Origin of the sequence: Nostoc sp., assembly GCF_036919555.1 — a bacterium.
Taxonomy (GTDB): domain Bacteria; phylum Cyanobacteriota; class Cyanobacteriia; order Cyanobacteriales; family Nostocaceae; genus Nostoc.
Genome location: NZ_JBALCS010000047.1, coordinates 82,112 through 97,192, shown reverse-complemented (window position 1 = coordinate 97,192; position 15,081 = coordinate 82,112). Strand labels below are relative to the sequence as shown.

Annotated in this window: 14 protein-coding genes; 7 read left to right on the top strand and 7 right to left on the bottom strand. The window is 42.2% G+C overall.

The genetic code is table 11. The features are described 5' to 3' along the window. Positions 1 to 165 precede the first annotated feature (165 nt). On the top strand, positions 166 to 1,218 hold the full coding sequence (locus V7K36_RS14130; RefSeq protein WP_335116634.1) for a hypothetical protein: 1,053 nt from the start codon (positions 166 to 168) through the stop codon (positions 1,216 to 1,218). Positions 1,219 to 1,248: 30 nt separating this feature from the next. Here the strand turns inward: V7K36_RS14130 and V7K36_RS14125 are convergent, their stop codons facing one another. The 3 genes from V7K36_RS14125 to psaA form a co-directional block, all read right to left on the bottom strand. Further along, entirely contained in the window at positions 1,249 to 1,779 is a 531-nt protein-coding gene (locus tag V7K36_RS14125) for a CPBP family glutamic-type intramembrane protease (RefSeq protein WP_335116632.1), read from the bottom strand. A 219-nt stretch (positions 1,780 to 1,998) separates the two neighbouring features. Further along, a complete protein-coding gene (psaB, locus tag V7K36_RS14120; protein ID WP_335116630.1) occupies positions 1,999 to 4,224 on the bottom strand; it encodes a photosystem I core protein PsaB in 2,226 nt (741 codons plus the stop codon). 120 nt (positions 4,225 to 4,344) lie between these two features. Beyond that, entirely contained in the window at positions 4,345 to 6,603 is a 2,259-nt protein-coding gene (gene psaA, locus V7K36_RS14115; protein ID WP_335116628.1) for a photosystem I core protein PsaA, read from the bottom strand. A 903-nt stretch (positions 6,604 to 7,506) separates the two neighbouring features. On the opposite strand from psaA, the gene V7K36_RS14110 reads away from it, so the two are divergent. After that, positions 7,507 to 9,159, top strand: coding sequence for a hypothetical protein (locus V7K36_RS14110; protein ID WP_335116625.1), 1,653 nt, complete (start codon positions 7,507 to 7,509; stop codon positions 9,157 to 9,159). Here the strand turns inward: V7K36_RS14110 and glsA are convergent. Then, entirely contained in the window at positions 9,124 to 10,038 is a 915-nt protein-coding gene (glsA, locus tag V7K36_RS14105; RefSeq protein ID WP_335116623.1) for a glutaminase A, read from the bottom strand. The two genes, V7K36_RS14110 and glsA, sit on opposite strands and share 36 nt — an antisense overlap. A 565-nt stretch (positions 10,039 to 10,603) precedes the next feature. Between glsA and V7K36_RS14100 the strand changes: the two genes are divergently transcribed. Continuing rightward, on the top strand, positions 10,604 to 11,062 hold the full coding sequence (locus tag V7K36_RS14100; RefSeq protein ID WP_335116620.1) for a hypothetical protein: 459 nt from the start codon (positions 10,604 to 10,606) through the stop codon (positions 11,060 to 11,062). Positions 11,063 to 11,130: 68 nt separating this feature from the next. Beyond that, the gene (locus tag V7K36_RS34120) at positions 11,131 to 11,373 is read left to right on the top strand and encodes a ricin-type beta-trefoil lectin domain protein (RefSeq protein WP_442948464.1); all 243 of its coding nucleotides are present in this window, start codon (positions 11,131 to 11,133) and stop codon (positions 11,371 to 11,373) included. On the opposite strand, the gene V7K36_RS14095 is transcribed toward V7K36_RS34120, so the two are convergent. After that, entirely contained in the window at positions 11,308 to 11,577 is a 270-nt protein-coding gene (locus V7K36_RS14095) for a hypothetical protein (protein ID WP_335116618.1), read from the bottom strand. The genes V7K36_RS34120 and V7K36_RS14095 overlap by 66 nt on opposite strands. Before the next feature lie 561 nt (positions 11,578 to 12,138). Here V7K36_RS14095 and V7K36_RS14090 point away from each other — a divergent pair. Then, entirely contained in the window at positions 12,139 to 12,591 is a 453-nt protein-coding gene (locus V7K36_RS14090; protein ID WP_335116616.1) for a hypothetical protein, read from the top strand. 57 nt (positions 12,592 to 12,648) lie between these two features. Next, positions 12,649 to 12,774, top strand: coding sequence for a hypothetical protein (locus V7K36_RS14085; protein ID WP_335116613.1), 126 nt, complete (start codon positions 12,649 to 12,651; stop codon positions 12,772 to 12,774). A 71-nt stretch (positions 12,775 to 12,845) separates the two neighbouring features. Here V7K36_RS14085 and V7K36_RS14080 read toward each other — a convergent pair whose 3' ends face one another. Beyond that, positions 12,846 to 13,034, bottom strand: coding sequence for a hypothetical protein (locus V7K36_RS14080; protein ID WP_322672015.1), 189 nt, complete (start codon positions 13,032 to 13,034; stop codon positions 12,846 to 12,848). Next, positions 13,031 to 13,231, bottom strand: a complete 201-nt coding sequence (locus V7K36_RS14075) for a hypothetical protein (protein WP_335116611.1) — start codon at positions 13,229 to 13,231, stop codon at positions 13,031 to 13,033. Before V7K36_RS14075 ends, V7K36_RS14080 begins: the two co-directional genes overlap by 4 nt. Positions 13,232 to 13,384: 153 nt before the next feature. Here V7K36_RS14075 and V7K36_RS14070 point away from each other — a divergent pair, with 153 nt between their 5' ends. Further along, positions 13,385 to 14,947, top strand: coding sequence for a thioredoxin-like domain-containing protein (locus V7K36_RS14070; protein ID WP_335116608.1), 1,563 nt, complete (start codon positions 13,385 to 13,387; stop codon positions 14,945 to 14,947). Positions 14,948 to 15,081: the final 134 nt, after the last annotated feature.

Genomic DNA, 15,081 nt, shown 5'->3' with positions numbered 1-15,081 from the left:
GGTTATTAAGCGCTGATTGCAGTCCATAATAAAAGCCCCGCTTTCATAGATATCTTTCGAGGGCATTGATATCATTAGATCCCGATACCGGAGAAAGGCGATCCCTTCGGGAGCTAATCGGAAATTTTGTTACGAGATAAAGCACAACAAAGGAAGTTTATTATCATGAAAATTTTCAGAAGTAATCGATTACAAAAAATTGTAAATAATCAGACATATTTAGACTGGTTGCTGACGACTATATTTATATCTTATTTTTTATTTAATTTGTATAAATACCGGACAGATTACAAGCAATGGGATTTCTTGTTTTTCACGGCTGTAGCAGTATTCGGAATTACATTTAAGCTGTCATTAGATATTCCTAATAAAATGGATCTTACTATTAAAAGACTTTTAGATAGAGGAATTATTAATTCTGAGGATCATCTAAAAATAAAATTAGAAAAAAAAGCAAGTAGTTTTGCGAAAATCTGGGGTTTTTTGCTGGGAATAGGAGTATTTTCAGGTTGGATGATAGGATTAGAACTGAAAGCTTGGAACATATTTTTAATTATTTTTGAAACTTTTCTGGCATATTTAACAGGTCGGATTTTTGGGATTATGGTAGCCTATGGTACTTTAGGATCTCTCCTGAAAAAGGAAAATATTGTACTCAGTTTAAAGCCAGATCATATTGATGGTGCTGCTGGACTAAAACCTATAGGTGATTTTTATTTTTTTCAAGCTATTATAGCATCAGTCCCTGCTTTTTTTATTGGTACTTGGTCAATCTTATTAACTTTATGGTCAAAGAATGGTGATCTACCTCAAAGTGCTTTAGTTTGGAAACAAAAAGCAATATTACTCTTGATATTAGCTATCATATTTGAAATTCTTGTTTTCATTTTACCGATGCGAAGTTTTAATACAGCTATGTGTGAATTCAAAGCTGAGTTATTAAAAAATGCAGATGGAATAAGCAAAGATATTTTAATTATGAAGGAGCAGCTTTTAAATGCAAAGAACGAGCAAGAATATAATTTAATAAAATCTAAAATATCTGATTTAAACGAAAGGCATCAGGTATATGAGAAGATGCCTACTTGGCCACTAGCGCTGAAAACGGGAAAATTATTTGCTATTAACAATTTTATTTTAATCATTCCTTTTATCGTTAAACATATTGATGACTTGACAAAAGCTATTCAGACAATTAATCAACACTCTCCTAAATAGATTAATTTTCACTAAAATTTTTCCATATATTTATTGAATATTTAGTTTCCTATATCCCCCCAAGAAAAGTAGCCAAACTATTACAACTATCCAATGAACAATAACTGATGTCCATAAAGAACCTGTTTGAAAATATATAATTGTGCATAAACTTCCTAAGAGTGCTGCTAACAACAGAAAAACTGGATTAATGAATGTAGAAAACCCTGCTGGAAATACTGTAATGCCTTCAAGAGGATGATAAATAATAAAAATTCCTAAACTGAAGCACCCCCATAGCCACTGGTCACTGATTGAAGCCTTTTCTGTCAAATGAGGAAGTAGTAAAACACGAAAAAATAATTCTTCTGTTATTGCAGGGGTAAAAATAGAAAACATTATGATTTGAGACGCTGTAAATAATGATTTTTGAAAAAATTCCAGCTGGAAAAATTTGAAATAGAAGCCTATAGGCAATGAAATTACTGCAAATAATAATAATAATATTGCCGAGTATAGCCAAGCTTTAGGAGAAGGAATTGTCAAAATACCCTGTTCTATGCGTTGTATAAATATATTCATTTTAAATTTAGCTGATACTTATTGTTGACATAAGCGATACTCCAAAAATAATCTCAATCGCCGTAAGCTTGATTGATAGCCTCTAACCACAATTCTTTTTTAGGCATCTTGCTCGCCCCTTTCTTTATTTTTCCCATCTTCCCCACCCAAAACCCACAAAAAATCCCCCACCTTGCGGCAGGGGATTTTTATTACTTAACTACAAAACTAGCAGCCGAATTAACCGAACTTACCAGCAGTAGAAGCAATCAAGAACGCGGCGTAAGTCACGATGTAGCCAACAGTGAAGTGAGCTAGACCAACTACACGAGCTTGAACAATAGACAGAGCCACGGGCTTGTCTTTCCAGCGAACTAGGTTAGCTAGAGGAGTGCGTTCGTGTGCCCAGACAAGGGTTTCAATCAACTCTTGCCAGTAACCTCTCCAGGAGATTAAGAACATGAAGCCAGTAGCCCAAACTAGGTGTCCAAACAGGAACATCCAAGCCCAGACAGACAGGTTATTCACGCCGTAGGGGTTGTAACCGTTAATCAACTGAGCAGAGTTAGCCCAGAGGTAATCGCGGAACCAGCCCATGAGATATGTAGAGTTCTCATTGAACTGAGCTACGTTGCCTTGCCAAATACCTAGATGCTTCCAATGCCAGTAGAACGTAACCCAACCAAGGGTGTTCAGCATCCAGAATGTAGCGAGGTAGAAGGAATCCCAAGCTGAGATGTCGCAAGTACCGCCACGACCGGGGCCGTCGCAAGGGAAGGCATAGCCGAAGTCCTTTTTATCGGGCATCAGCTTAGAACCACGGGCATCCAAAGCACCTTTGACCAAGATCAAGGTGGTGGTGTGCAGACCTAAAGCGATCGCATGGTGTACCAAGAAGTCACCAGGGCCAATTGTCAAGAACAGGGAGTTAGTACCAGCATTGATCGCATCTAACCAGCCTGGTAGCCAAACGTTAGCGTAGTTGGGCCATGCTGTGTAAGCAATACTATCGGGGTTAGATAGCAAAGTATCTAAACCGTACAGTACTTTACCGTTAGCAGCTTGGACGAATTGAGCAAACACCGGCTCAATCAAGATTTGCTTTTCAGGAGTGCCGAAAGCAACTACTACGTCGTTGTGTACGTACAGACCAAGGGTGTGGAAGCCCAAGAAAAGGGATACCCAGCTGAGGTGGGAAATAATCGCTTCTTTGTGCTGCAACACACGCTCAAGGACGTTACCCTTGTTTTGCTCTGGGTCGTAATCACGTACCCAGAATATTGCTCCGTGAGCAAAAGCACCAAGCATCAGGAATCCAGCAATATACTGGTGATGCGTGTACAACGCTGCCTGGGTTGTGTAGTCCTTCGCAATAAATGCGTAGGAAGGCATGGAGTACATATGCTGCGCTACCCAGGAAGTGACAACACCTAACGCTGCTAAGTGCCATCCCAACTGGAAGTGCAGGGAGTTGTTGTAGGTGTCGTAGATACCTTGGTGAGGTAGGTTGAACGGACCTTCAACAGGAATGCCAAAGAAACTCTTAGCATTCAAGGCTTCCTTGAGACTGTGACCAATCCCAAAGTTTGTCCGGTACATATGACCAGCGACAATAAATAGAACTGCGATCGCTAGGTGGTGGTGAGCTATGTCAGTCAGCCACAAAGCTTCTGTCTGAGGATGGAAGCCACCCAAGAAAGTCAGAATTGCAGTTCCTGCACCTTCGGATGTGCTGAACACATGTCCATGAGTGTCAGGGTTTTGAGCATAAACAGCCCAGTTGCCTGTAAAGAATGGTGTCAAACCGGCTGGGTGGGGTGGGGTACTCAAGAAGTTATCCCAACCTACGTGCTGTCCGCGAGCTTCGGGGATAGCAACGTGAATTAAGTGACCAGCCCACGCCAAAGAACTAACACCAAACAAACCTGCTAAGTGGTGGTTTAGACGATGTTCAGCGCTCTTAAACCATGCCAAGCTGGGACGGTACTTGGGTTGCAAGTGCAGCCAACCAGCGAACAAGAATATCGCCGCGAATAACAGCAAGAACACTGAACCGTTGTACAGTTCACCGTTCGTCCGCATTCCGATGGTATACCACCAATGGTAGAGACCAGAGTAGGTAATGTTTACCGGATTGCTAGCGCCAGCTTGGGTAAAAGCTTCGATCGCTGGTTTACCGAAGTGGGGGTCCCAAATCGCGTGGGCGATGGGACGGATATGAAGGGGATCTTTAATCCACTGTTCAAAGTTACCTTGCCAGGCTACGTGGAACAGGAGGCTGGATGCCCACAGGAAGATGATTGCCAAGTGACCGAAGTGAGTTGCGAAAATCTTTTGGTAAAGATTTTCTTCCGTCATGCCATCATGGGTTTCAAAATCGTTGCCTGTAGCGATCGCATACCATATCCGACGAGTCGTCGGGTCCTGTGCGAGATCCTGGCTAAATTTTGGAAATTTTGTCGCCATAGGTTTAACAAATCCTCTGACCTTTAGCCATCAAGTATCAGCGTCTAGAGTCCTGAAGTCTGAGTCCTGAGTTCTGAGTTTTGACTCAGCACTCAGCACTCAGCACTCAATAACTGATTTCTACCCTACTGAAAGGATATGTGCATGGAAGAACGCCCAAGTAGTGGCAATTCCTCCCAAGAGGTAGTGAGCTACCCCTACAGCCCGACCCTGAATAATGCTCAGAGCGCGAGGCTGAATTGCTGGAGCTACCTTCAGTTTGTTATGCGCCCAAACAATGGACTCAATCAGTTCTTGCCAGTAGCCGCGACCACTGAACAGGAACATCAAGCTGAATGCCCAGACAAAGTGAGCGCCTAAGAAGAGTAGACCATAGGCAGATAGCGCGCTGCCATAGGAATTGATGACTTGTGTAGCTTGTGCCCACAAGAAGTCTCGCAACCAACCGTTGATGGTGATGGCGCTTTGGGCAAAGTTACCACCAGTTATGTGAGTCACATTCCCGGCTGCATCTACGGTTCCCCAGACATCTGATTGCATCTTCCAACTGAAGTGGAAAATTACAATCGATATGGAGTTGTACATCCAGAAAAGTCCGAGGAATACGTGATCCCAACCAGAGACTTGACAGGTACCGCCACGACCAGGACCGTCGCAGGGGAAGCGGAAGCCCAGGTTAGCTTTGTCTGGAATCAGACGAGAGCTACGGGCGTATAGCACACCTTTGAGCAGAATTAGGACGGTGACGTGAATGGTGAAGGCGTGAATGTGGTGAATTAGGAAGTCCGCTGTACCCAAAGCAATGGGCATCATCGCCACTTTACCGCCAACAGCCAAGATACCGCCGCCAAAGGCATAGCTAACTGGTTCTAGGGCGTTGGGTGCAGTTGTACCAGGAGCCAATGTGTGGATATTTTGTATCCACTGGGCAAATACTGGCTGCAATTGAATCCCTGTATCAGAGAACAAGTCTTGAGGACGACCCAATGCCCGCATTGTGTCGTTGTGGATGTAAAGTCCAAAGCTATGGAAGCCGAGGAAAATACACACCCAGTTCAGGTGAGAAATAATCGCGTCACGGTGACGAATTACCCGATCCAGCACGTTGTTTTGGTTCACAACTGGATCGTAATCGCGCACCATGAATATTGCAGCGTGAGCCGCTCCACCAACAATCAAGAAGCCACCGATCCACATATGGTGAGTGAATATGCACAACTGGGTAGCGTAGTCAGTTGCCAAGTATGGATAGGGGGGCATCGCGTACATGTGATGCGCGATGATGATGGTCAGCGAACCCAAGAAGGCTAGGTTAGTAGCCAACTGAGCGTGCCAAGATGTGGTCAGGTTTTCGTAGAGACCTTTGTGACCTTCACCGGTGAAAGGACCTTTATGGTTTTCTAGGATCTCTTTAATGCTGTGACCAATACCCCAGTTGGTACGGTACTGATGACCAGCAATGATGAACAGAACTGCGATCGCTAAGTGGTGATGAGCAATATCAGTCATCCACAAGCCGCCTGTTACCGGGTTCAGACCGCCCTTGAAGGTGAGGATGTCAGCATACTGACCCCAGTTCAAGGTGAAGAAAGGTGCTAAACCACCAGCAAAGCCAGGGTACAGTTCGGTCAACAAGTCTTTGTTCAAGATGAACTCGTGGGGCAAGGGTATGTCTTTGAGAGCAACGCCTGCATCCAAAAGCTTGTTGGTCGGATTGGACACGTGGATTAAGTGACCTGCCCATCCCAAGGAACCACAACCTAGCAATACTTGCAAGTGGTGATTCAGCATCGACTCCACATTCTGGAACCATTCCAGTTTGGGAGCGCGTTTGTGGTAGTGGAACCAGCCGGCAAATAGGAATAAGCCTGCTAATACCAAGCCACCGATCGCTGTGCAGTAAAGCTGGAAGGAGTTTGTAATCCCCCAACCACGCCATACTTGGAACAAACCGGAGGTGATTTGAATACCGTGGAAACCACCGCCAACATCACCGTTTAAAATGTCTTGTCCCACAATGGGCCAAACGACTTGGGCGCTAGGCTTAACGTTCAACGGGTCGGTTAGCCAAGCTTCGTAGTTGGAAAACTTCGCGCCGTGGAAAATCATCCCGCTCAACCAGATTGTCACTACGGCTAAGTGGCCGAAATGGGCTGAGAATATCTTGCGGGAGATGTCTTCTAAATCGCTTGTATGTGTATCAAAATCATGGGCGAGTGCGTGCAGGTTCCAAATCCATGTGGTGGTTTTGGGACCTCTAGCTAAGGTTCTGTCAAAGTGTCCAGGTTGCGCCCATCTCTCGAATGAGGTTGGAACTGGATCATTATCGACGATTACTCTTGCCTTTTTTTCCTCTCGCTCCGGAGGACTTATTGTCATTCGACCTCCTCTCTTGATAAGGAATGAGGAATCATGAATACCACAAAATGAACCATTATCACATGTTCCAGAATTTTACTGAAGCCGCGATCAAGACCCGATGTGGATAGTTGTTTCTCGTTGAATTATAGGGTCTTAACTTGTACTTTGTTGGAGATATTTTAACAATAATTCAAACTTGCTCAAATCTGGCTGGAATTCCTGCCTGATCTGGCTTTTACCTTCAAACTTTTTGTCCAAAAGTCAATAGATTATCCATTTAATTTACAAAGGGTAACAAATCGCAAAATTTATGGTTTGGCTGAATGTAGCCGATGTTCCAGCTTTTACTGCTGTTACTCGTGAATATTTATGTCATATTTCAATTGTTATAAGTAAAAAGCTGTAAATAATATGATTTTTTAAAATTTCCTCAGATCCACGCCGTGTGCAACTTTCTCTCAAACCTAACCCCCAGCCTCTTACGCCAGGTGCAACAAGAGTGGCTCGCCGCCCAAGGCACTGGCTCCCCTACTAGCGTTGGCTACGGTGTACACACAAGTCTTTGGTGAGGCCATTTACGGTTAAGTCTCATAGCCTCTAAGATACCTCACCCTGGTTTTACTACGTAAAACCTGTCCCTCTCCTTAGTAAGGAGAGGGATTAAAGATAGGACAGGGTGAGGTTTTGGAGGATTTTGGGTAATCGTAGTACTAGCGTTGGGGAGCAAGAATCAAAACCTCTCCCCGAAACGGGGAGAGGAATGGAAGCGGGATTTTAAGAATAAGTCGTACATTTGCTGAAATCTACAGCAAAACTTCTGGGATGTGAGGCAGATTTCACCTTTTGGGCTATAGTTCCCTATGGACAGTTTGAGCCAAAATAATCTAGTCAATTGTCGAAGACTATCACTGGGTGCAACACATGAACTCGTGGCAGAAAAGGGTATTAGAGAAGCTCCTCCCTGAGAGGTTCCCGATTCTTAGGTTGGTAATGACATTGGTGCTGATATTAAGCTTGATCAGTTGTGGCGAGAAAGCCGATAGCCAGGAAGTATCTACTGGCTATAGAGAAAATTCTCCACAGATTTCTCAAATTTCAAAGCAATTTTCGGAAATTTCCCCACCATCTGTGATCCAAGAACTGCGTCCGATCTTGGAAGTTTATCAGCCACAAGTGACAATTGTGACTCCACAACCTGATGAAGTTTTCCCAGATAACAAAGTCACAGCCAGTTTTCAGGTTAAAGATCTACCAATATTTAAAGATCCACAATTACAACTTGGTCCCTATTTACACGTAATTCTGGATAATCAACCTTATATACCGGTTTACGACCTGAGTCAGCCCTTGGGTTTGCCAGACTTGTCTCCAGGTACTCATACCCTGCGCGTCTTTGCCTCCCGTCCTTGGCATGAAAGCTTTAAGAATGAAGGCGCTTATGCCCAGACAACATTTCACGTTTTCACCAAAACCGACGACAACAACCCAGATCCCAAATTACCTCTGCTAACTTATAGCCGTCCTGAAAGCAGCTACGGAGCGGAACCAATCTTACTAGACTTTTATCTAACTAACGCGCCCCTGCACCTGGTTGGCAAGGAAAACCCTAACGACAAATTCAGTGATTGGCGCATCCGCTCCACAATTAATGGTGAAAGCTTTATTTTCGATCGCTGGCAAGCAGTTTATCTTAAAGGCTTCCGTCCAGGTAAAAACTGGGTAAAACTGGAATTTCTCGATAACCAGGGAAATCCTCTCAAAAATGCCTTTAATACCACAGTTAGATTGATTGACTACCAGCCAAATGGTAAAGATACTCTGTCGAGAATTACCAGAGGAGAACTCACAGCAGATGAGGTGCGGGGCATTGTAGACCCAAATTATAAACTTGCACCCACGCCATCTGCTGAAAAAACACCCCAAATACAACCAAAGGTAGAAAAACAGCCCATTCCTGAAACTGAAATTCCAAAAGAATCCAAAACACAGCCAGAACAACCAAAATTAGAAGTTCCAACTGCTGTACCATCTCCCAGTTTGTCACCGACACCACCAGAACCACAGCCAGAGGTAACGCCAACTCCTGAATCAACGCGGTTACCTGAAAAAGTTATACCTCAGCCAACAAAACCTAGATTTGGCGGATTTTTTAACCGTCGGGCGGGTAAAGTCCCCACTCCAGAAGCACCAATTGCACCATCTCCTAGTTTGCCACCGACGCTGCCAGAGATTATTGAGTCTCCGACACCAGAAATAATTACGCCAGCACTAGAACCAGAGCCAGAGATAACGCCGACTCCTGAATCAACGCCGTTACCGGAAAAAGTTGCGCCTCAGCCAACAAAACCTAGATTTGGCGGATTTTTTAACCGTCAGACGGGCAAGACACCTACTCCAAAAGTAACAATTGCACCATCTCCTAGTTTGCCACCGACGCTGCCAGAGATTATTGAGTCTCCAGCGCCAGAAATAATTACGCCAACTCCTGAATCAACACCTTTACCTAAAACAACAGATCGCGATCCAGAAAAACCAGAATTAACCAAAAATACTCAACTGCAACTCTTGCGCTAAAGCCTCAACAAATGCGATCGCACCTACAGGATTTCCGATATTATCCAACCCAGGACTGTAACAAGCGATCGCTCCCTCACTTGGTACTATTGCTACAAGTCCACCACCAATCCCTGATTTCATCGGTAAACCAATTCTGACTGCAAACTCGGCAGAAGCTTCGTACAGTCCACAAGTTAACATTACAGCGTTGACAATCCGGCGGTTTTGTGCTGACAAATAACCATTTTCACAAGCTAGGAGTTTTCCTAGCAGGGCTAAATCTTCAACTCGCCCAGATATACAGCATATTTGCTCATAGGTGTCAAGTGCTGTTTCAATATTTTCTAGATGGCTAATTTCGGTGAGATAATTAGCGATCGCTTCATTGGCTTTTGAGCGGGTTAATCGCACCGAAGCCAGCATGACTTCATCTAAGCTTAGTTCACAACCTGCTAATTGGTTGAGCCATTGACAAAATAATAAAGTGCGATCGCTTGCGTCGTTTCCTGGTAATTTATCAGCGAGGGTAATTGCTCCACTATTAATCATCGGGTTGCGGGGGCGTCCGCGATCGCTAACTAATTGTTCTAAAGAATTGAAGGGTGCATCCGATGGTTCCACCCCAACCCACGCAAAAACTGTTTCTGCTCCTAAATGTTCTAGTAAATAAAGTAGAGAAAATGTCTTAATCACGCTCATTAGCGGGAAGACACAAGCTGTATCCCCAAAGCTGATAGTTTTCCCCGATTCACAGCAGATATGAACTGCAAACCAATCAGGATTAGCTTTAGCTAATTGCGGAATGCGATCGGTAATTTGTCCCTGTTTAGCTTGGATTTTGGCTAGTTGTATCCAAGCTGATAACTTCGTAGTAGTTAGTTTTTCAAGTCCTTTCAAAGTGTAACTTTTCTATAAGTTCATTTCTTAAATAGCAATTAACAGTATACTAGCAAATAATACAGTTCAGTTAAGTATTTCTTCTTTCTCTTTAAGTTCTTTGCTTCCTTCCCTGCGAGACGCTGCGCCTTGGCGGAAGCCTCTCGTAGAGATGGCGGTAGCCTGCGGCAAGCCGCTCCGCGTATAGGTTAAGAAACTGACTTTCACAAAGAGTTTTAGCATCAGGATTTATGTAAAAATAACCTGAACAATTTTTATGTGAAAGCTCGATTTAGCAGGCTATTTCAAATAAATTTTGTATAACTTATTTTTACATGGCGGCTTAACTGAACCATATTGTACTTGGAAGTTGATTAAGACTTTATATTTATAGTATTATCAAAACACCAAGATTAACATCTATAATCTGTAATGTTCTCTTGGTCGTTATTTTTTGTTTTGAACCTCAAAGCGGAATATTTTTCGTCCCTGCACTGTTTTATAAGGACTACTTAATTACGCGATTTTACCGCTATCGCATTTCAGCAGTGTTTACAGAAAAAAGAACTTTATTGGAGGTAGGTTTGTGAAATTATCTAAATTCTCAAAAATTCTAGGTTTAACAACAGCATTTGCAATTTCATCACAAGCTACGTTGCTTGTTCAACAAAACAAGGCTCTAGCGAGTGCTGGTACATCTATCCTTTATCCAGGCGAAGAATTATTCGCTAATCAATACTTGATTTCACATAATAGGAAATATAAAGCTATACAGCAATATGATGGAAACTTTGTTCTTTATGATAATAGTAAGAGTCCTCCTTCTCCTCTGTGGGCATCAAACATTTTTAACAGATATATTTACTACATTATCATGAAAACCGACTGCAATTTAGGCAATTATACATATAGTGGAATCCCTGTGTGGGCAACTAATACAAATGGGCGTGCTTCTTATTGTCGTCTGGAAGTTCAAGATAATGGAAACTTGGTAATTTATAGAAGTGATAATACTCCTGTATGGTCAACGGGTACCAACAGATAAGTTGCCTTGGTTAATCCGATAAATGCCTTGATGTAGCTGGAGATCCTGGTACAGCGAATGGTGCGCCATTGCAACTTTTTGATTGCGAACTATCTGGATTTACCAATACTGGTAGCCCTACAAATCAGAAGTGGGAATACATTGATGGAGGATTTATTAGAAATCAATTATCCAACAAATGCATTGATGTAGAAGGAAATCCTGGTACAGTGAATGGTGCTACATTGCAACTTTATGATTGCGAACTATCTGGAGTTAGCAATACTGGTGAGTCCTCTGATCAGAGGTGGCGATTGGAACCAAGTTTTTAAGAGATTAAGAGGTGGGGTGCAATATGTATCCCCATAGCTGATAGTTTGTCCGGATTCACAGCAGATGTGAACTGCAAACCAACCAGGATTAGCTTTAGCTAATTGCGGAATGCGATCGGTAATTTGTCCTCGTTCAGCTTGGATTTTGACTAGTTGTATCCAAGCTGATAACTTCGTAGTAGTTAGTTTTTCAAGTCCTTTCAAAGTGTAACTTTTCTATAAGTTCATTTCTTAAACAGCAATTAACAGTATACTAGCAAATAATACAGTTCAGTTAAGTATTTCCTCTTTCTCTTTACGTTCTTTGCGTCCTTCTCTGCAAGACGCTGCGAGTTGGCGGAAGCCTCTTGTAGAGATGGCGGTAGCCTGCGGCAAGCCGCTCCGAGTCTACGTTAAAAAAATTGACTTTGACAAAGAGTCTTAGCCTTAGGATTTGTGTAAAAATAACCTGAACAATTTTTATGTGAAAGCTAGATTTAGCAGGCTATTTCAAATAAATTTTGTACAACTTATTTTTACATGATGCCTTAACTGAACCATATTGTACTTGGAAGTTGATTAAGACTTTAATAATACCGTCAAAACACCAAGGTTAACATCTATAACCTGTAATGTTCTCTTGGTCGTTGTTTTTTGTTTTGAACCTCAAAGCGCAATATTTTTCGTCCCTGCACTGTTTTGTAAGGACTACTTAATTGCGCGATTTTACCGCTATCGCATTTCAGCAGTGTTTACAGAAAAAAGAACTTTATTGGAGGTAGGTTTGTGAAATTATCTAAATTCTCAAAAATTCTAGGTTTAACAACAGCATTTGCAATTTCATCACAAGCTACGTTGCTTGTTCAACAAAACAAGGCTCTAGCGGGTACTGGTACATCTATCCTTTATTCAGGCGAAGAATTATTCGCTGGTCAATACTTGATTTCACCTGATGGGGAATTTGAAGCTATACAGCAATCTGATGGAAACTTTGTTCTTTATGATAATGATAACAACACTGCTCTGTGGGCATCAAACATTCTTAACACATCAGTTTACTACACCGTCATGCAAAGCGACTGCAATTTAGTCAGTTATACATATGATGGAACCGCTGTGTGGGCAACTAATACATATGGGCTTGGTTCTTATTGTCGTCTGGAAGTTCAAGATGATGGAAACTTAGTAATTTATAGAAGTGATAATACTCCTGTATGGTCAACGGGTACCAACAGATAAGCTGCCTTGCTTAATCCGATAAATGCATTGATGTAGCTGGAGATTCTGGCACACTTAATGGTACGCCATTGCAACTTTTTGATTGGGAACTATCTGGATTTAACGGTTCTGGTAATAGCACACATCAGAGGTGGCGATGGCAAGCAAGTTTTTAAGGGATTAATGGATGGGGTGCAACGCTAAAAACATTTCTAATTTATACGGTTCCTGAAAGTTAGAAACTGGTAGTTCTCAAGACTAGCCAGTTTTTAGCTTTAAACTTGTTGGCGTTTTAACTCTTGTATCAATACTTGGCAGCGCTTACTGGCTTCTCTTGCCTGTTGCCTGAACTGTTTAGCTTGCTCTTGGTTAGTTAAATATACTTCAGATGCTTTTTGCCTGAGTTCAACAGCTTGTTTACTCAGTTCCTGAATACGAGTCTTTAATTCTTCAATTGTTTTCATCTTTGCTCCTGTTCTGAAATCACAATTTCCAAATTTTCGGCTTCTTCATAAAGTATATCTGCTCTACTAGCCAGCAAGCTAGCATCATCAAAATCATTGTTTGCTATTGCTCTGTCATGAGCTTCGTACAACTCATCAATGATTTCTTGTAATTGTGCGTAAGCTTGTAATAAAACATTGCGGGTTTCTGACTTCATATTTACTGGTTAAATATCTAACTCTCCTGCAATTAAACTTAGATTTGGTTTTGTCTAAGTCTCTAGTAGCAACACACGGTAATATATCATTATTTTTCATCGGCCTATTTCATAAAATTAGTATAAACATCCTCTAAGAGCAAAGGATACTTTATGATTCCCCCTGTCAGAGCGCCAGAATTACCACAAGATTACTCTTGGTTCAACACCGATAAACCTTTGTCTGTTAAACAACTTAAGGGTAGAGTGGTAATTTTAGACTTTTGGACATACTGCTGTATCAATTGTCTGCATATTCTGCCAAACCTGAAATATTTAGAACATAAATATAAAGATAGCCTTACCGTTATCGGCGTCCATTCTGCCAAATTTGACAACGAAAAGGAAACAGAAAACATCCGCCAAGCTATCCTGCGCTACGACATTGAACATCCAGTTGTAGTTGATAGCGGTTTTCGGATTTGGGAAGAGTATGCAGTGCGTGCTTGGCCTACGTTAATAATTATTGATCCAGAAGGTTACGTGATTGGCCAGATTTCTGGTGAAGGAAACCGTGACTCTTTAGACGAGTTGATTCAAAAGTTAATTCAGCAACACCAAGACAAAGGCACAATCAATTTCCAAGAGTTCAGTTTGACTTTAGAAAAACAGCGCCAACCATTAATCACACCCCTAGCTTTTCCTGGTAAAGTTCTAGCTACTCCAGTAGGTTTATTCATTGCTGACTCTGGACATCACCGCCTGGTTGTGAGTAGCTTTGATGGAGAAATTCTGCACTTAATTGGTACTGGAAAATCAGGTTTAACTGATGGTGTTTTTCACGAAGCGCAATTTTTAGCACCACAGGGAATGGCATTTGATGCCGAAAATCAGATTCTTTATGTTGCTGATACAGACAATCATACCCTGCGGCGAGTTGATTTAAAGCGTCAAGTAGTGGAAGCGATCGCAGGAACTGGTGAACAAAGTCGCAATATTCGTCCTCATGGCGGTGCTGGTTTAGAAACTGCGTTAAATTCTCCTTGGGATTTAGTGAAGGTAGGAAATACCCTGTTTATTGCAATGGCTGGACCGCATCAAATTTGGCAAATGGATTTAGAAACTGGCATCATCAAAACCTATGCTGGTACTGGTGCAGAAGCGTGTATTGATGCTTCACTCACCGAATCTGCCTTTGCTCAACCTAGTGGTATTACTAATAATGGGCAAGAATTATATATTGCTGACAGTGAAGTTAGTTCAATTCGCGGTGTGGGAATTGTAGAACCGTACCAAGTGCGAACCGTTTGCGGTAGTGGGGATTTATTTGGTTTTGGCGATGTAGATGGACAAGGTGAAGATGTCCGTTTACAACACTGTTTAGGAGTGGAATACGCTCAGAATTATCTGTGGGTAGCAGATACCTATAATCACAAAATTAAATTAGTTAGTCCTAGTGGCAATTGTCAAACAGTTTTGGGAGATGGTACTGTTGGTTTACAAGATGCCCAAGGTAAGAATAGCCGCTTTTTTGAACCTTCGGGATTGAGTGCGATCTGCGCTTCTCTGCGAGACGCTCCGCGAACGCAGCAGCGCTTCGCTATCGCTTCTTTTTTATATATTGCCGATACTAATAATCATGCCATCCGCCGCGTAGATTTAAATACTCTTGAGGTGACAACGCTAGAGTTTCTGGGGTTATGTGCGCCAGATGTTTGTATTCCGCCGAATCTATAAAATGATCACCTCACGCAAAGACGCAAAATTAACCAATATTAAGAAATTATAAAATCATGCAAAGGCACTGAGAAAAACTCTGCCTGCCTACGTAATATCTTTAACAATAATGTTATAAATTGATGATCTTTAGT